Annotated in this window: 16 protein-coding genes and 1 pseudogene; 9 read left to right on the top strand and 8 right to left on the bottom strand. The window is 75.7% G+C overall.

The genetic code is table 11. The features are described 5' to 3' along the window. Complete coding sequence (locus KGD84_RS15100) at positions 1-783, top strand: Clp protease N-terminal domain-containing protein (protein WP_220560986.1); 783 nt, start codon at positions 1-3, stop codon at positions 781-783. Here the strand turns inward: KGD84_RS15100 and KGD84_RS15095 are convergent. Then, positions 750-1520, bottom strand: a complete 771-nt coding sequence (locus KGD84_RS15095; protein WP_220560985.1) for a MerR family transcriptional regulator — start codon at positions 1518-1520, stop codon at positions 750-752. The genes KGD84_RS15100 and KGD84_RS15095 overlap by 34 nt on opposite strands. Before the next feature lie 235 nt (positions 1521-1755). On the opposite strand from KGD84_RS15095, the gene KGD84_RS15090 reads away from it, so the two are divergent. Continuing rightward, complete coding sequence (locus KGD84_RS15090) at positions 1756-2265, top strand: GNAT family N-acetyltransferase (RefSeq protein WP_220560984.1); 510 nt, start codon at positions 1756-1758, stop codon at positions 2263-2265. 108 nt (positions 2266-2373) lie between these two features. Here the strand turns inward: KGD84_RS15090 and KGD84_RS15085 are convergent, their stop codons facing one another. Next, on the bottom strand, positions 2374-3747 hold the full coding sequence (locus KGD84_RS15085; protein ID WP_220560983.1) for an FAD-binding oxidoreductase: 1374 nt from the start codon (positions 3745-3747) through the stop codon (positions 2374-2376). A gap of 149 nt (positions 3748-3896) precedes the next feature. On the opposite strand from KGD84_RS15085, the gene KGD84_RS15080 reads away from it, so the two are divergent. Together KGD84_RS15080 and KGD84_RS15075 are read left to right on the top strand one after the other, a co-directional pair. Next, positions 3897-4640, top strand: a complete 744-nt coding sequence (locus KGD84_RS15080; RefSeq protein ID WP_220560980.1) for an SDR family oxidoreductase — start codon at positions 3897-3899, stop codon at positions 4638-4640. A gap of 62 nt (positions 4641-4702) precedes the next feature. Continuing rightward, a pseudogene (locus KGD84_RS15075) lies at positions 4703-5104 on the top strand (DNA-binding protein); the annotation flags it as partial. Positions 5105-5107: 3 nt separating this feature from the next. On the opposite strand, the gene KGD84_RS15070 reads toward KGD84_RS15075, so the two are convergent. Then, entirely contained in the window at positions 5108-6409 is a 1302-nt protein-coding gene (locus KGD84_RS15070; protein ID WP_220560979.1) for an FAD-binding oxidoreductase, read from the bottom strand. A gap of 91 nt (positions 6410-6500) precedes the next feature. On the opposite strand from KGD84_RS15070, the gene KGD84_RS15065 reads away from it, so the two are divergent. Continuing rightward, on the top strand, positions 6501-7370 hold the full coding sequence (locus tag KGD84_RS15065) for a sigma-70 family RNA polymerase sigma factor (RefSeq protein ID WP_220560978.1): 870 nt from the start codon (positions 6501-6503) through the stop codon (positions 7368-7370). A gap of 43 nt (positions 7371-7413) precedes the next feature. Here the strand turns inward: KGD84_RS15065 and KGD84_RS15060 are convergent, their stop codons facing one another. Next, positions 7414-7956, bottom strand: a complete 543-nt coding sequence (locus tag KGD84_RS15060) for an MOSC domain-containing protein (RefSeq protein ID WP_220560977.1) — start codon at positions 7954-7956, stop codon at positions 7414-7416. Positions 7957-8089: 133 nt separating this feature from the next. On the opposite strand from KGD84_RS15060, the gene KGD84_RS15055 reads away from it, so the two are divergent. Both KGD84_RS15055 and KGD84_RS15050 read left to right on the top strand, forming a co-directional pair. Then, the gene (locus KGD84_RS15055; protein ID WP_220560976.1) at positions 8090-9073 is read left to right on the top strand and encodes an aldo/keto reductase; all 984 of its coding nucleotides are present in this window, start codon (positions 8090-8092) and stop codon (positions 9071-9073) included. 295 nt (positions 9074-9368) lie between these two features. After that, on the top strand, positions 9369-11009 hold the full coding sequence (locus tag KGD84_RS15050) for an ATP-binding cassette domain-containing protein (RefSeq protein ID WP_220560975.1): 1641 nt from the start codon (positions 9369-9371) through the stop codon (positions 11007-11009). Positions 11010-11139: 130 nt separating this feature from the next. Here KGD84_RS15050 and KGD84_RS15045 read toward each other — a convergent pair whose 3' ends face one another. The 3 genes from KGD84_RS15045 to KGD84_RS15035 form a co-directional block, all read right to left on the bottom strand. Further along, entirely contained in the window at positions 11140-12114 is a 975-nt protein-coding gene (locus KGD84_RS15045) for a magnesium and cobalt transport protein CorA (RefSeq protein ID WP_220560974.1), read from the bottom strand. A gap of 69 nt (positions 12115-12183) precedes the next feature. Next, positions 12184-12813 (bottom strand): GyrI-like domain-containing protein, encoded by a 630-nt coding sequence (locus KGD84_RS15040; RefSeq protein ID WP_220560973.1) that lies wholly within the window; start codon positions 12811-12813, stop codon positions 12184-12186. Further along, positions 12803-13330: a PadR family transcriptional regulator gene (locus KGD84_RS15035; RefSeq protein WP_255646566.1), complete on the bottom strand. Its 528-nt coding sequence runs from the start codon at positions 13328-13330 to the stop codon at positions 12803-12805. Before KGD84_RS15035 ends, KGD84_RS15040 begins: the two co-directional genes overlap by 11 nt. Before the next feature lie 89 nt (positions 13331-13419). Here KGD84_RS15035 and KGD84_RS15030 point away from each other — a divergent pair, with 89 nt between their 5' ends. Together KGD84_RS15030 and KGD84_RS15025 are read left to right on the top strand one after the other, a co-directional pair. Then, positions 13420-14145 (top strand): Mut7-C ubiquitin/RNAse domain-containing protein, encoded by a 726-nt coding sequence (locus tag KGD84_RS15030; protein WP_220560972.1) that lies wholly within the window; start codon positions 13420-13422, stop codon positions 14143-14145. Positions 14146-14447: 302 nt separating this feature from the next. Further along, positions 14448-15644, top strand: coding sequence for a sensor histidine kinase (locus KGD84_RS15025; RefSeq protein WP_255646565.1), 1197 nt, complete (start codon positions 14448-14450; stop codon positions 15642-15644). On the opposite strand, the gene KGD84_RS15020 is transcribed toward KGD84_RS15025, so the two are convergent. After that, complete coding sequence (locus KGD84_RS15020; RefSeq protein ID WP_220560971.1) at positions 15635-17107, bottom strand: serine hydrolase domain-containing protein; 1473 nt, start codon at positions 17105-17107, stop codon at positions 15635-15637. The genes KGD84_RS15025 and KGD84_RS15020 overlap by 10 nt on opposite strands. Positions 17108-17207: the final 100 nt, after the last annotated feature.

Genomic DNA, 17207 nt, shown 5'->3' with positions numbered 1-17207 from the left:
ATGCCCAAGGTCAACGTCTACCTCCCCGAGGACCTCGCCGAGGCGGTGCGCGAGAGCCGCATCCCCGTCTCGGCCGTGTGCCAGCGCGCCCTGGAACAGGCGGTGCGCCGCCTGGCCGCCGCCCGCGAGGCCCTGCGCGGCCCCGTCCGCGGCCGGGACCTGGACGCCCACCTGCCCCTGTTCACCCCCCGGGCCCGCACCGTGCTGAGCCTGGCCGCCGACCGCCCGGCCCCCGGAACCCCCATCACCACCGCCGACCTGGCCGCCGCCCTGGTCCAGGAGGGCGGCAACCTCGCCCTCCACGTGCTGGGGGCCATGGAGATCACCCCCGCCGCCCTCACCGCGGCCCTGGCCGGACACGAGGCGGCCGAGGAGGAGGGCCCCAGCGCCCCGCCCGCCTTCAGCTCCCCGGCCGTCCACTGCCTGGAGGCCGCCCTGGGCGAGGCCACCGCCCTGGGGCACAACTACGTGGGCTGCGAACACCTGCTGCTGGGCCTGGTCGCCGAGGAGGAGGGCGCCGGCGGCGCGGCCCTGCGCTCCCTGGGCGCCGACCCCCGGTCCACCCGCCGCGCGGTCACCGCCGCCCTGGCCGGGTACGTCCACCTGCGCTCCCAGCAGGCCGCCGACCCCGGGCAGGGTCCCGCCGACGCGCTCGAGGCCCGGCTCACCCCGCTGCTGGCCCGCATCGAACGCCTGGAGGAACGCCTGGACACACAAGGCCGAGACACCCCGCCCGGGCCCGCCGCGGGTCAGGACCCCTCGGCCTCCAGCAGGTCCAGGTAGTCCTGCAGGCGCGCCACCCCCGCCGCCAGGGCGCGGGCCCTGACGGCCAGCCCCTCCTCGCGGCGGCGCAGCGCCCCCTCCAGCGCCTCCCCGCCGCCCGAGGCCCGCAACTCCTCCATCACCGGCGCGATCTGCCCCAGCCCGTACCCGCCGCGCCGCAGCTCCGACACCACCCGCACCTCGCGCACCTGCTCGGGCCCGTACACCCGGTACCCCGTCCGCGGATCCCGCACCGGCCGCACCAGCCCGGCCCGCTCCCACACCCGCAGCGCCGAGGCCCGCACCCCCACCAGGCGCGCCACCCCGCCGATCCGCAACGGCCCCTCCGCCTCCCGCGCCCGCACCCCCGCCAGCACCGCGGGCACCTCGCGCCCGCCCGCACCGGCGGCCGCGGCCACCGCCGCCAGCGCACGCGCCGCCTCCCGCACCGCGCCCCGCTCCCGGTGCGCCTCGGCGAAGGCCGCCTCCACCGCCTCCAGCGCCGCGTCCGCCCCACGCGCGTGCAGGACCCGCAGCACCTCGCCCGCCGCCATCACCCCCATGCCCGGGGCCAGCGCACGATAGGCCACCAGCGCCGCCAGGTGGCGCCCGGTGAACCGCCGCTGCCCCGACCCCGTCCGCCGCGCCGGCGGCAGCACCCCCGAGGCCTCGCAGTCGCGCACCGTCTGGGCCGACACCCCCACCGCCCGGGCCAGGTCCACCGGCCGCAACTCCCCCCGGACGACCCCTCCCGCCACCACGGCCTCCCCCGTATCGCCCGCACCACCCCGCCCACCCGTGTTACCGTGGTCGGCGCTCCGAACGACGGTACCGACCACAGGAGCCGGGCGGGGCCCACGCCCCGGGCGCACACCACCCCGCCACGTCCACACCTTCGGGGTCCCCGACCCGGCACCGCCCGGAACCGCGGCACCGCCCGCGCACACCACCGGCGCACGCAGGGACCGGACCCCCTCACACCCGAGGCCCACCGTGAACACCGCCTGGAACACCCGCGCCGAGACCCCCGCCGACACCGCCGCCGTGCACGCCGTCAACGCCGCCGCGTTCGACACCCCCGCCGAGGCCGACCTGGTCGACGCCCTGCGCGCCGACCCCGCCTGGATCGAGGGCCTGTCCATGGTCGCCGTCACCGACCAGGGCACCGTCGCCGCCTACGCCCTGCTCACCCGCTGCCACATCGGCGACACCCCGGCCCTGTGCCTGGCGCCGTGCGCCGTCCTGCCCGAGCACCAGCGCACCGGCGCCGGATCGGCCGCCATCCGCGCGGTCCTGGACGCCGCCCGCGCCCGCGGCGAACGCTTCGTCACCGTCCTGGGCCACCCCGGCTACTACCCCCGGTTCGGGTTCGAGCGCGCCTCGGCCTACGGGATCGGGCTGGACATCGAGGTCCCGGACGAGGCCCTCATGGCCCTGTCCCTGGACCCGGCCCACACCCCGCCCGCCGGGACGATCCGCTACGCCGCACCGTTCGGCATCTGACCCCGCCGCACCGGCCCGCACCCGGTCGGCCCGCACCCGGTCGGGCAGCGCAGTGGTCGGACCACACAGGGTGTGCGGGGGCGCCACAGTCCCCGCACACCCCCCGGGTCAGGCGAACACCTTGCCGGGGTTGAAGATCCCCGCCGGGTCCAGGGCGCCCTTGACCGCCCGGTGCATGCCCACCACGTCCTCGCCCAGCTCCCTGGCGGCCCCGCGCATCTTCAGCAGGCCCACCCCGTGCTCGCCGGTCACCGTGCCGCCCAGTGCCAGCGCCTCGTCCACGATCACCTCGAACGCCTCCTTGGCCCGCTTCTTGGCCGCCTCGTCCCCGGCAGGGACGATGAACAGCGGGTGCAGGTTGCCGTCCCCGGCGTGCGCGATGTTGCCGATGTGGGTGTCGAACCGGCGGGCCGCCTCCTCGATCCGCGCCAGCATGTGCGGCACCTGCGCCTTGGGCACGCACACGTCCTCGGTCAGCAGCGGCCCCAGCCGCTCCAGCGCCGGGTAGGCCAGCCGCCGCGCAGCGAACAGCGCCTCGGCCTCCTCGGCGTCGGTGGAGCGCACCGCGTAGGCCGCCCCCTGCGCCTCGAAGCAGCCCAGGATGGTGTCGGCCTCCTGCTCCCCGGCCGCCCCGGGCTGGTCGCTGCGCGCCAGCAGCAGCACCTCACCCTCCGCCGACAGCCCCATGTTCTTCCACTCGTCCACCGCCTGCAGGCAGAACCGGTCGATGAGCTCCAGCGCCGAGGGCACCACCCCCGACGCCGCCACCGCCGCCACCGCGCGCCCGGCGTCGGTGAGGGAGTCGAAGTAGCCCACCACCGTGTGCTCCACCCCGGTGCGCAGCGGCCGCATCCGCAAGGTCACCTCCGTGACCAGGCCCAGCGTGCCCTCCGAGCCCACCATCAGCCCGGCCAGGTCGTAGCCGGTCACCCCCTTGGCCGTGGACCGGCCCAGCCGCACCACCTGCCCGGTGCCCACCACCGCCTCCAGGCCCAGCACGTAGTCGCGGGTCACCCCGTACTTGACGCAGCACAGCCCGCCCGCGTTCGTGGCCACGTTGCCGCCGATCGTCGACCAGGGGGCCGAGGCCGGGTCCGGCGGGTACCACAGCCCGTCCTCGGCGACCCTGCGGCGCAGGTCGTCGTTGACCACCCCCGGCTGGACGACGGCGCTCTGCTGGACCGGGTCCACCGACAGCACCCGGTCCATGCGCTCGAAGGAGACCACGACCCAGCCGTCGACGGCGTTGGCCGCGCCCGACAGGCCGGTCCCGGCCCCGCGCCCCACCACCGGCACGCGGTGCTCGGCGCACAGGGCCACCACCGCGGCCACGTCGGCGGTGTCGCGCGGGCGCACCACCGCGGCGGGGGTGCCGTAGGGCGCCCACTCGGCCTCGTCGTGGGCGTAGCCCTCCATGATCTCGGGGTCGGTGACGACCTGGTCGGCGCCGATCGCGGCGGCCAGGCTCTGGGCGATGGACATGCTCCTCCTCGGTGCGCGGGCGCCGGCCCGGATCGGGCGGCGCTGACCAGCACCCTAACGACCCGGCTCCGGCCCTTCGCCGCGCGGTGCCCCCGCACCGGGGGGCCGCGGTGCTAGCGTCGCCAGCGGCGGCGGGAAAGGAGCGGGCGATGGCGGAGATCCTGGTCACCGGGGGCACCGGGACCCTGGGGCGGCCGGTGGTGGAGGGGCTGCGGCGCGCGGGCCACGGGGTGCGCTCGCTCAGCAGGCACCCGCGCCCCGACGACCCGCTCTCCCACGCGGTGGACCTGCGCCGGGGCACCGGCCTGGACGAGGCGCTGGAGGGGGTGGACACGGTGGTCCACTGCGCCACCGACCCCCTGGGCGGCGACCTGCGGGCGGCCGCCCGCCTGATCGGTGCGGCGCGCCGGGCCGGGGTGGGCCACCTCCTCTACATCTCGATCGTGGGCGTGGACCGCATCCCGCTGGGCTACTACCGCGCCAAGTACACGGTGGAGCGGGCGCTGGCCGCCTCCGGGCTGGGGTGGACGGTGCTGCGCACCACCCAGTTCCACGACCTGGTGGCGTCGCTGTGCGCGCGGGCGGCCCTGCTGCCGGCGGCGCCGGTGCCGGACGTGGACGTGCAGCCCATCGCGGTGCGCGAGGCGGCGTCCCGGCTGGTGCTGCTGGCCCAGGGGGAGCCGCGGGGCCGGGTGGCCGACATGGGCGGCCCGGCGGTGGAGCCCTTCACCCGCCTCATGGACGCCTACCTGCGCTCGCGCGGCCTCGAGCGGCGCACGGTACCGGTGCGCCTGCCGGGGAGGGTGTTCGCAGCCTACCGGGCGGGGGAGCACCTGGCCCCGGACCGGGCGGTGGGCACGGTGACCTTCGCGGACTTCCTCGCCCACCACTGACTTGAACACATTGTTGAAAACCCTATGTTGACATCGTGGGGTTGTCCCGTCATGCTGGACCCATGACCACACCCGACCTCACCCCGCCCGACCCCGAAAAAGCCCGCAAACAGCGCACCTACCCCGCGCTCACCCGCCTCACCCAACGCCACGCCACCGGCGAGGACCGCATCCGCTGGGAGGCCGACACCCGCCCCATGGCCCCCCTGGACGCCCTGCGCCGCACCGCCGACCTGGCCGCCGGCAGCGCCCAACCCGACACCGGCGAACCCGACGTCGACCACGACGACCTCATGGCCGCCCTCACCCTGCTGCCCCTGGCCCGCGCCGAATTCGACCGCCTCGAACTGGGCCTGCTCCACATGGCCAAAGGACGCGGCATGACCTGGCAGGACATCGCCTTCGGCCTGGGCCTGGGCTCGGCCCAGGCCGCCCGCCAGCGCCACGACCGCCTCACCCGCCGCACCTCACCCCAGCACCGGATGGGCCGCCCGCACCACACCGCGCGGATCCCGCTCACGCTTGATCCGCCCCAACCGCTCCAGCACCCCCGGCGAGAACACCCGCCCCAACGGCTCCCCGCCCGCCAGCGCCGTCAACGGCTTGCGCCCGCTCACCGCCACCCCCGCGAACAGCCGCTCCAACCGGCTCCGCACCGCCTCCGCCCCGCCCGGACCCACCGGCGCCCCGAACGCGTACGCGTAGAACGGCTCGGTCAGCGGCCCGAACGGCGTCGCCGACGGCCCCGCCAGCGCACCGCCCAACCCCCGCACCTGCACCCCGAACAGCGGATCCAGCGGCTCGGCCGCCAACGCCGCACTCCACTCGCCCACCGCACCCGTCAACAGCTCCGTCCGCGCCAGCCCCGGCGTCGGATCCACCGGATCACCCGAGACCGACCCCAGCCCCGTCAACGGCAGCACCCCCAGCGTGTCGCGCACCGACCCGCCCACCGACACCAACGGCGCCAACAGCTTCTCCCCCACCGCCGCCGAACCCAGGAACGCCGCCTGCACCGACACCAGCGGCTCCGCCCCCGGGAACCGGTGCAGACTCCACCACACCGACAACTCCTCCGGAGCCCCCGCGAGGACCTCCTCGTACACCGCAGCCACCCGCGCCGCCCGCTCCACGGGCCACACCACCGCACCCGCGTACAGCTCCGGGGCCCCGAACAGCTCCAGCTCCACCCCCGTCACCACCACCGCGTCACCGCCACCGCCGCACAGCGCCCAGAACAGGTCCGGATCCGACTGCGCGCTCACCCGCGCCCGCCCGCCCCCGGCGTCCACCACCTCCCAGGCACGCACCGCGTCGGCCGCCCACCCGTGGCGGCGCCCGAACCACCCCAACCCCCCGCCCAGCGTGTACCCGACCACCCCCACACCCGGCGAACTGCCCGGCAACCCGGTCAACCCGTGCACCGCCGCCGCCTCCTGCACCCGCCCCCACGACACCCCGGCCCCCACCCGCGCCGTCCGCCGCACCGGGTCCACCTCCACCCCGTCCAGCGCCCCCGTGCGCACCAGCACCGCCCCCGACGCACTGCCCGTCGCACCGTGCCCCGTCGCCTGCGCCGCCACCGACAGCCCGCGCTCACCCGCCCACCGCACCACCGCGGCCACATCCCCCGCGTCGGCGACCTCCACCACCGCCACCGGCTCCTGCTCCACCGCCAGGTTCCACGGCCGCGACGCCGCCCCGAACCCCGCGTCCCCACCGGCCAGCACCCGACCGCGCACCACCGACTCCAGACCCCGCACACCCATCACGGCCCCTCCTGTCACACCACCGGAACCCCTCACGTCGTCCCGGTGAACCGTCGAACCCACGACGGACCCCACCGCGAGAATGTGACCGATGCACGAGAAAACCTCCGAAGAAACCCGCGCCGCCCTCTTCCAGGAGCACCGGCCCCTCCTGCTGTCCGTCGCCCACCGCATGCTCGGGTCCACCGCCGAGGCCGAGGACGCCGTCCAGGAGACCTGGCTGCGCCTGGCCCGCACCACCGAACGGATCGACAACCCCGCCGGCTGGCTCACCACCGTCACCGGCCGCATCTGCCTGGACCTGCTGCGCTCACGCACCGCCCGCCGCGAGGACCCCGCCGACCGGCCCGGCACCGAACCCGCCGACCCCGACCCCGGACCCGAACACCGGGCCCTGACCGCCGACGCCGTGAGCACCGCCCTCCTGGTGGTCCTGGACGCCCTCACCCCCGCCGAACGCCTCGCGTTCATCCTGCACGACGTGTTCGCCGTCCCCTTCGACGACATCGCACCCCTCCTGGAACGCACCCCCGCCGCGACCCGCCAGCTCGCCAGCCGCGCCCGCCGCCGCCTGCGCGGCACCCCCGCCCCCGCCACCACCGCGACGGCCACCGACCACCACGACACCGTGGTGCAGGCGTTCCTGACCGCGGCCCGCGGCGGCGACCTGACCGGCCTGCTCACCGTCCTGGACCCGCAGGTGACCGCCCGCGGCGACGTCTTCGCCCGCCTGCACGGGGTCCCGGCACTGGCCCGCGGCGCCGACACCGTCGCCGCCCAGGCCGTCACCTTCTCCCGCCTGGCCCACGGGGCCCGCCCCGTCCGCGTCGACGGCCGCCCCGGCTTCCTGTCCCTGTCCGACCACCGCCCCACCGCGGTCCTGCTGTTCACCGTCACCGACGGCCGTATCACCGCCATCGACATCCACTACGACCCCGACCTGCTCACCGCCCTGGCCTGACCCCCGGTGGTGGCCGCGCCCGGGCGCGGCCACCACCGCCGACTCAGACACGCTCCAACGGCAGGTGCGGGCCCCGGGGGGCCAGCACGTCGATCGCCATCCCCGGCTCCACCCGGCCGCCCCGCAGCACGATCCCCATGATCCCGGCCCGCCGCACGACCTCGCCGTCCGGGCCGCGCCCCACCACCTTCTTCAACAGCCCCGGCGAGAACGCGTCGATCTGCACGCACGGATTGCGCAACCCCGTCACCTCCACCCGCGCCTGGGGCCCCAGGCACAGCACCGCCCCCCGGCCCAACCCCAGCAGGTCGATCCCCCGGGTGGTGACGTTCTCCCCCAGCTCCCCCGGACCCACCGCGAACCCCTCGCCGGCCAGCTCCTCCAACAGCTCGGCGTGGATCAGGTGCACCTGCCGCAGGTTGGGCTGCGTGGGATCCACCGCCACCCGGGAACGGTGCCTGACCGTCACCCCCAGGTGGGCGTCCCCCTCCACACCCAGCCCCGCCAGCAACCGGATGCCCTCCCGCACCGGCTTGCCGAACGTGTGCCCCGCACTGCTGCTCACCGACTCGACGACCGCACCCACCGGCCACCACCCTCCACCGTCCCGACAGATCCGGACAACCACCCTAGACCGCGACCCCGAACGGGTTCCGCGCCGGACCCCGCGCCCGCCAGACTGACCCCATGCACACCACCACCGACCCCCGGGAGCCCTGATGCGACTGCGCACCCTGGGCCGCACCGGCCTGCGCGTCAGCGACCTCTTCCTGGGCACCATGGGCTTCACCACCACCGCCGAGGCCACCCGCATGATCGACCGCTACCAGGACGCCGGCGGCAACGTCATCGACACCGCCCCCGTCTACGGCGACAGCGAGGACATCCTCGGCCGGGTCCTGCACGGCACCCGCCGCGACCACTTCGTCCTGGCCACCAAGTTCACCCTGCCCGCCGACCCCGCCAACCCGCTCACCGCCGGATCCCACCGCAAATCCCTGCGCCTGTCCCTGGAACGCAGCCTGCGCCGCCTGCGCACCGACCACATCGACCTGCTGTGGGTGCACTGCCACGACCCCCGCACCCCCGTCGAGGAGACCATGCGCGCCCTGGACGACGCCGTCCGGGCCGGCACCGTCCTGTACACCGGCGCCTCCAACCTGCCCGCCTGGGCGGTGGCCGCCGCCAACACCGGCGCCGACCTGCGCGACCGCACCCCCTTCAGCGCCCTCCAGGTCCCCTACAGCCTCGCCCGCCGCGACATCGAACGCGAACTCCTGCCCATGGCCCGCACCCTGGGCCTGAGCACCGCCGCCTACAGCCCCCTGGGCGGCAGTCTCCTGTCCGGCCGCTTCGCCCACCCCGACGCCCCCGCCACCGGCCGCGTCGACCCCGCCGACCTCACCGAACACGAACGCGCCCTGGCCCGCACCCTGCACGAGGCCGCCTCCGACGAAGGCGTGGGCGACGCCCCCGCCGCCATCGCCTGGCTGCTCTCGCGCCCCGACCCCGTCCACCCCATCCTGGGCCCGCGCACCGACGCCCAGCTCACCGACCTGCTCACCGCCGCCGACACCACCCTGTCCCCCCACACCCTGGACCGGCTGGAGGAGGCCTCCCGCATCCCGCTCGGCTACCCCGCCGACCTCATCGCCCAGACCCTGCCCTGGCTCGACGGCCCCCGCGAGGTCCACCCCCGCTGAGGCCGCCGCGGCCACGTGAGCGACCCGACACCGAAACCGCCACCCGCACCGCCCCCAGGGCCCCGCCCCCGCCCCCGGGCCGCAAAACCACTGGCCACCCCCACCCCCCACCGCCTACCCTGGACGACATGCAGTACGTCCTCTACCTCTAACGGCCCCACGCACACCCGCCCCACGCCCGGCGTGGCCGCGGGTGCCCCATGCGTACCCGGACCCCGCCTTCGCACGGGTCCACCGTCAGAGGAACCGGGAGGCTCCCCGCCCACACGGGTCGAGCCCCCACACGAGGAGAGACATGCCCACCCTGGACCCCGCCGCCGCGCCCGCCGGCGAACGCGCCCAGCTCACCGCCACCGACCTGTACGTCGCCCGCGGCGGCCGCCCCGTCCTGGCCGGCGTCGACATGACCGTCACCCCCCGCTCGCGCTGGGGCGTCGTCGGAGAGAACGGCCGCGGCAAATCCACCCTGCTCCAGGTACTCACCGGAGCCCTGGAACCCGACCGCGGCACCGTCCGCCGCATCGGCACCCTCGGCTACGCCGAGCAGGAGATGCACACCACCGGCGGCCGCACCGTCGGCGACCTCATCGACATCGAACTCGCCGACGCCCGCACCGCCCTGGCCGCACTGGACACCTCCGCCGCCCGCATGGCCCGGGGCGAACCCGGAGCCGACACCGACTACACCGCCGCGCTCACCGCGGCCGAGACCCTGGACGCCTGGGACGCCGACCGGCGCGTGGACCTGGCCCTGGAACACCTGGACGCGGTCACCGACCGCACCCGCCCCCTGCACGAGCTGTCGGTGGGCCAGCGCTACCGGGTGCGCCTGGCCGCCCTCCTGGGCGCCGGACACGACTTCCTGCTGCTGGACGAGCCCACCAACCACCTCGACGCCGCCGGCCTGGACTTCCTCACCGCCCGCCTGCGCGAACACCGCAACGGGGTGGTGCTGGTCAGCCACGACCGCGCCCTGTTGTCGGACGTGGCCACCACCGTCCTGGACCTGGACCCCAGCCGCGACGGCCGCCCCCGCGTCCACGGCGGCGGCTTCGCCGGCTACCAGCAGGGCCGGCGCGCCGAACGCGACCGCTGGGAGGAGGAGTACGAACAGCAGCAGGCCGAACACGCCCGCCTGACCCAGGACCTGTCCCACGCCCAGAACCGGCTCATCAGCGGCTGGCGCCCCGACAAGGGCACCGGCAAACACCAGCGGGCCACCCGCGCCGGCGGCCTGGTGCGCGCCGTCCACCGCCGGCGCGCCGACCTGGAGGCCCACGCCGTCACCATGCCCCCGCCGCCGCTGCGGCTGCGCATGCCCGACCTGCCCGCCCGCCCGGGCGCGACCCTGCTGGACGCCGCAGGGGTGAGCGTGGCCGGACGCCTGCACCACCCCGTGGACGTGCACCTGGAGTCGGGGGACCGCCTGGTGGTCACCGGCCCCAACGGGGCGGGCAAGTCCACCCTGCTGGCGGTCCTGGCCCAACTGCTGCACCCCACTACGGGAACCGTCCGCACCGCCCGCGGGACGCGGGTGCGCCTGCTCGCCCAGGAGTCGCCGCAGGCGCCCTCGCGCCGCGCCCACGAGGTGTTCGCGGCCCGGATGCAGGACCTGGTCGGCCGCGGCGCCCTCCGCGAGGCGGTGCCGCTGTCCTCGCTGGGGCTGCTGCCGGCCGCCGACGCCTCACGCCCGGTGGGCGAGCTGTCCATGGGCCAGCAGCGCCGCCTGGACCTGGCGATGGCGCTGGCCGAGCGCCCGCACGTGCTGCTGCTGGACGAGCCCACCAACCACCTGTCGATCCCGCTGGTGGAGGAGCTCACCGAGGGGCTGGGCGCCACCGCGGCCGCGGTGGTGGTGGCCACCCACGACCGGCAGCTGCGCCGCGACGTGGCCTCCTGGCCCCACCTGCCCCTGGACGCGGCCGTCCGCGTCTAGAGCGCGTCCCCGCGGACCCCGCTTGCCGAGCGCCGGACGGCCCTCAGCGGGCGGCACGCGGCCACGGGCCCTCCTCCGGGACGCGCCCGGGGGTGGGGTCCCGCGGGACCCCACCCCCGGAGGCCGGGGCTCACAGCCACCGGTTGCGGCGCAGCCGGTGGTAGATCAGGACACTGATGAGCACCATCACCGCCATCATCAGCGGATACCCGTAGTCCCAGTGCAGCTCGGGCATGCTGTCGAAGTTCATGCCGTAGAACCCGGCGATCATCGTGGGGACGGCGATGACCGCGGCCCAGGAGGAGATCTTGCGGACGTCCTCGTTCTGCTCCTTGCCCAGCAGCGCCAGGTGCGCCGTCAGGGCGCTGGTGAGCAGCTCGTTGTGCGCGTCGACCAGGTCGTCCACCCGCAGCAGGTGGTCCAGCACGTCCCGGAAGTGCTCGCGGGTGGAGGAGAACTGCGTCATCCGCCCCTTGACGATCTCCTGCAGGACGGGGATGAGGGGGCCCTCGGCCCTGCGGAACTCCAGCACCTCGCGCTTGAGCCGGTAGATCTCCTCGGTGACGTCCTCGCCGCGGGGCCGGAACACCTCCTGTTCCAGGGCGATGATGTCGGTCTCGACCTTGTGCCCGATGACCCCGTAGTGGTCGACGATGTCGTCGATGAACCCGTGCAGCACCGCGGGCGGACCCAGGCGCAGGAAGTCCGGGTCCTTCTCCAGCCGCTCGCGCACCCCGTCCAGGGGGCCGGCCGGGCCGTGCTGGACACTGACGATGAAGTCGGTGCCCACGAACAGCATGATCTCCCCCGCCTCGACGTCGAAGGCGCGCTCGTCGTAGGAGAGGGTCTTGACCACCACGAACGAGGTCTCGCCGTAGTGCTCGATCTTGGGTCGCTCGTGCGCTTCGAGGGCGTCCTCCACCGCCAGGGGGTGCAGGTCCAACTCCTCCTGGATGAGGGTGAACTCCTCCGCGGTGGGCTCGTGCAGCCCGATCCACAGGAAGCAGTCCTCGGTCTCACCGCGTTCGAGGTCGAACGCGTCGCTGATGTCGCCGTCGATCTCCCGGCGCGACCCGTGCCGGTAGATGGCCTTGTCGATGATCACCCGCAGATCATGGTGCCCCGGACCCGGGAGCGCAACGCCTTGGCCGCACCTGGCCGCACCCGGGTGCGGCTAGGCGCGGCCGCCGTCCTCCACCACGGGCTGGCGCAGGATGGTGCGCAGCCTGGCGGGCGCGGTCCTGCGCAGGTCGCTGAGGTAGATCTCGTGGTGGCGGCCGCCCAGGCGCAGCCCCTGGGAGGGGATGAACTCGCGGTGCATCCGCTCCAGCACCGGGCCCTCCTCGTCGAAGGGGCCCACGTGCAGGGTCTGCACGCACCGGCCCTCGCTCAGCGGCGCGAGCCGCACGTCCTCCAGCCGGGCGGGGGCGTTCTTGGCGCCGGCCTGCGCGACGGCGGCGGCGAACATGTCCTGCCCGGTCCAGTCCGGGACCATGATCATCAGGGTCCAGTCCCACCGCGACTTGTCGCGCGCGGTGGTGAACGCGTCCATGTCGCCCGACCACCACAGGCCCTCCAGGGGCATGACGACGTGGTCGCGGCCCAGCTCCCTCTTGGCGGCGAACTTGAGCTTGTAGGCCACCGGGTACAGCGCCCGGACCGCCTCGGCGAAGGCGGGGGTGTTGGGGTCCCCGTGGCCGTCGATCATCAGGTAGCGCAGCTCGGGCACGTCCAGGACCCGGAAGTGGCCGGCCCGGGCGCTGTAGGAGTCCAGGGTCTTCTTGAAGTCGGTCTTAGCGGTCATCGTGCACCCGGGCCCGCGCGGCGAGCCACGTCCTTTCCGCCTCCATGAGGCTCAGCGAGTAGGAGAACACCTCGCGCGCCGCGCGGGGCAGCGGCTCCTGGGCGTCCTGGGCCGCGCGGACGGCGGCGATGCGCTCCTGTAGTGCGGCCAGCCGCTCGCCCAGGGCCGCGGTGTACTCGGCCGGGGTGAGCAGGTCCAGGTGGGCGATGCCCGCCAGCACCGGGTGGGCGGCGGGGGCCGGGCCGCGGATGAGGGCGAGCGCCCCCGCCCGGGCGGCCTCGCGCCCGGCGCCGGTGGCGTGGAAGACGCGGCGGGACCGGGCGGCGTCCGGAGCCCGGGGGACGTGGACCAGTCCGCGCTTGTGGAGCCGCTCGAGCAGGTAGTAGATCGAGGAGAACCCGATGTCGGTCCAGCGGCGGATGCCGCGCCGCTCGATGACCTGCTCCAGGTCGTATCCATGGCGGGGGCGCTCCACGACCAGGCCCAGCACGGTCAGTTCCGCGGGTGTCAGCTCCACACCCACTATTCTAGCACTGGAATAAGCGGGGCCGCCGACCCCCGGAAAAGGGGAGGTGGGCGGGGCCGGCGCGGTGGCATACTCGGCCGATGGAACCCACCCTGGAACTGCGCTTCGCACCCGAACTACGGTTCTTCCTGGCCCCGCGCCACCGCGGCGGGACCCTGCACGCGCGCGCCGACTCCACCTCCACCCTGGCCCACGTGGTCCAGTCGCACGGCGTGCCCATGACCGAGGTCGGCACGCTGCTCCTGGACGGGCGCCCCGCCGGGCCCGGCACCATCCCCGCCCCCGGGCAGACCGTGGACGTCCCGCCCCTGCCCCTGCCCCAGGCGGTCCCCTTCCCCTTGCGCTTCCTGCTGGACGTGCACCTGGGCACCCTGGCCCGGCGGCTGCGCCTGCTGGGGCTGGACACCGCCTACGACAACGACCGCGACGACCCCTCGCTGTTCCGGCAGGCCAACGCCGAGGAGCGGGTCCTGCTCACGCGCGACCGCGGCCTGCTCTCCCGCGCGGGGCTGCGCGCGGGCGCCCACGTGCGCAACACCCGCCCCGAGGAGCAGCTGCGCGAGGTCCTGCACCGGTTCGCCCCCGACCTGGACCCGTGGACGCGCTGCCCGGCCTGCAACGGCGTGCTGGTCCACACCGACAAGGGGCAGGTGGCCGGCGACCTGCAGGAGGGCACCCGCGCCGCCTACGACGCCTTCGCCCGCTGCCCGGCCTGCGAGCGCGTGTACTGGCCCGGCGCCCACCACTCCCACCTGGCCCGCATCGTGCGCCAGGCCCAGGAGGAGGTCTCGGCTCACCGCGCCTGAGGCCCGCCCCGCCCGCCCACAGCGGTCCGGGGCGGGGCTCTCCCACCCCCGCCCAATAACGTTTCGTTGGAAACGTAACCCATAAAACGTATCGAGTTACGTTGACCCCGGAGGCGCCCGGAAACCCCGGAATCCTGACTCACGATAAGTGGGCCTTATAATGATGTACATCTTGTATTGCTACATAAGTGGGACAGTGCGGCCGCATAACGTTGGCACCCCCACCCCGCCCCGCCCCCGGGGTGCGAAAACGCGATGGGTACAGCCACCACTGAACCCAGGGGCGGGGTTAGCGTGAACCCATGACCGAGCACCCCCGCGCCCCCTGGTACGCCGACCCGCGCTGGACCGCCCCCACCGCCCTGGCCTGTGCCCTGCCCGCCCTGTGGGACACACCCCCGGCCGCGGCCGCCCTGGCCGCCGCCACCGGCGTCACCGCCGCCCTCACCCACCCGCGCGCCCCGCTCACCGCCCTGGCCCTGGCCGCCGCGGCCACCACCGTGACCCCCCTGCTGGGAATCCCCACCTGCCTGCTCGCCTACCGCTGCGGCCGCACCGGGACCGCCCTGCACCCGCGCCACCTGGCCGGCGCCGCCGCCCTCACCCTCGCCCTGGCCGCGGCCGCCCTCACCGGGACCGCACCCCTGAGCGCCGACGCCGTCGCCGCCCTGCCCCTGTACGTCGCCCTGCCCTGGGCGGTGGGCGCCCACCGCCGCGCCCTGGACCTGCTGGCCCGCCACCGGCAACAGGAGCAGGAGCACCGGGCCCGGCTGCGCGAACGCGCCCGCATCGCCCACGACATGCACGACTCCCTGGGCCACGACCTGGGCCTGCTCGCGGTCCGCGCAGCCGCCCTGGAGGTCGCCCCCGACCCCACCCCCGACCAGGCCCGCGCCGCCGCCGCCGAACTGCGCCGCGGCGCCGCCCGCGCCACCGAACACCTGCGCCAGGTGATCGGCGTCCTGCACCCCCACACCCCCGAGGCCACCCCCGCCGACGACCTGCCCGACCTGCTCGACCGGGCCCGCGCCGCCGGCATGGACGTCCACACCGACCTGGACCGGGGCCACGGCGCCCCCGACCCGGTGGCCCGCGCCGTCCACCGCATCGTCCAGGAGGCCCTGACCAACGCCGCCCGCCACGCCCCCGACGCCCCGGTCACCGTCCGCGTGCACACCAACACGGACGCCACCGACGTCACCGTCGCCAACACCGCGGCCCGCCGCACCCCCCAGCCCCCCGGCGGCGGGACCGGCCTGGCCGCCGCCCGCGAACGCGCCCGCGCCCTGGGCGGCACCCTGCACGCCGGCCCCCACGGGGACGGGTTCGCCGTGCGCGCCCACCTGCCCCACCACGCCCCCGCCACCACGCTCCCCGCCGAACAGCCCCCCGCCCCCACCGCCGACCGGCGCCGCCTGCGCCGCGACCTGCTCCTGACCCTGGCACTCACCCTGGCCCTGACCTGCACCGCCACCCTCGCCCTGGCCGCCTACACCTGACCCGCCCCAGCCCGCGCCCGGGCCCGCCAGCGCACCGCGGCCACCACCACCCCCGACAGGGCGGCCACCGCCAGCCACACCATGGCACCGGCCGGCACCAGGCCCCCCGACAGCACCGCCCACACCGTGCGCGGATGCGCCCCCGAGGCCGCACCCAACACCACCAGCCACACCACCACCCCCGCGGGCACCAGCACCGGCACCGAAGCCACCAGGGCACGCCACCGCGGCCGCACCGCCAGGCGCCCGCCCCAGGCCCGGGCCCGACGCAACCGCACCGCGCCCACCACCGCGCTGGAGGCGACCCCGGCCCCCAGGGCCAGGTCCAGGTACAGGTTGGCGGGCGGCCGCGGCGCCGGCTCGCGCCCCTGCGCCAGGTCCAGCACCCCGGCGGCCAGGGGGTAGGCGGTGTCCAGGTAGGAGAAGGTGTCGTCCAGCACCGCCACCCCCCACTCCCGGTCCGCCGACAGCAGCTGCTGGGCCAGGTGGGAGTACTCGGTGCCGCCGTGCGCCCACCGGCCGTCGTCCAAGAGCCGCCACCCCAGCGTGTAGTCGCCCCCCGCCGTACCCGGGGCGAGCGCCTCCCGCACCGACGCCTCGGACAGGAACACCTCCCCCGACGCGGACCGGCCCGCACCGGTGTAGGGGGCCAGCCACCGCCCCAGGTCGCGGGCGGTGGAGACCACCTCCCCCGACCCCGTGGACAGGTCCGGCGGAAGCCCGCGCACCGGCCGCATCCCCAGGACGCGCAGGTGCCCCGGCGCCATGCCCTCCACGGCCGCCCCCGCCGGCACCGACGCGCTGTCCCCCATGCCCAGCGGCGCGAACACCCGATCCCGCAGGGCGTCGGCGAACGGCACCCCGGCCACCTCCTGCACCAGGGCCGCCGCCAACCAGTAGTTGCCGTTGAAGTACCGGTGCGCGGTACCCGGCTCGGCCGCCAACCCCATCCCCGACAGGATCCGGACCGCGTCGTCCAAGGACTCCTTGTGCGCACGGTCGGGGGACAACAACCCCTGCGAGGCCAACCCGGAGGTCTGCTCCAGCAGGTGGCGCACCGTGATGCGCCGCCCCCGCGGATCGACCGGGTCGAACGCCGGCAGGTGCTCGACCACCGGATCGTCCAACCCCAACAGCCCCTCCTCCACCATCCACAGGACCGCCGCCGCCGTCATCGACTTGGACAGCGACGCCACCGGCATCACACTGTCCGCGCTCACCGGCCGCCCCAGCGCGTCACGCCCGTACCCGGCGGCGTGCACCACCCGCCCCCGGTGCACCACCACGACCGCGACCCCGCCCAGCCCCTGCCGCTCCCGGAACTCCTCCACATGCGCGTCGACCCGCCCGCCCAGCCCCGCCGGCACCTCCCCCTCCCGTCCCGCCACCGGAACGGCGCACATCAGCAACGCCACAACCGCCGACACCACCACGACCACACGCACACCCGCCTCGGCAACCATGGGCCCGAACCTAGGCCCGGGCCGGGGGCCGCCGCCTGGGCCCCCAGAGGGGGAGCACCCCCCACTTTCGGGGGAGACACCCGACCCGCCCCGGCCCGCT

The sequence above is a fragment of the Nocardiopsis changdeensis genome (assembly GCF_018316655.1).
In the GTDB taxonomy this organism is placed as follows: domain Bacteria; phylum Actinomycetota; class Actinomycetes; order Streptosporangiales; family Streptosporangiaceae; genus Nocardiopsis; species Nocardiopsis changdeensis.
The sequence above is the reverse complement of the archived record's forward strand: the minus strand, read 5'-3'. Positions and strand labels throughout refer to the sequence as shown.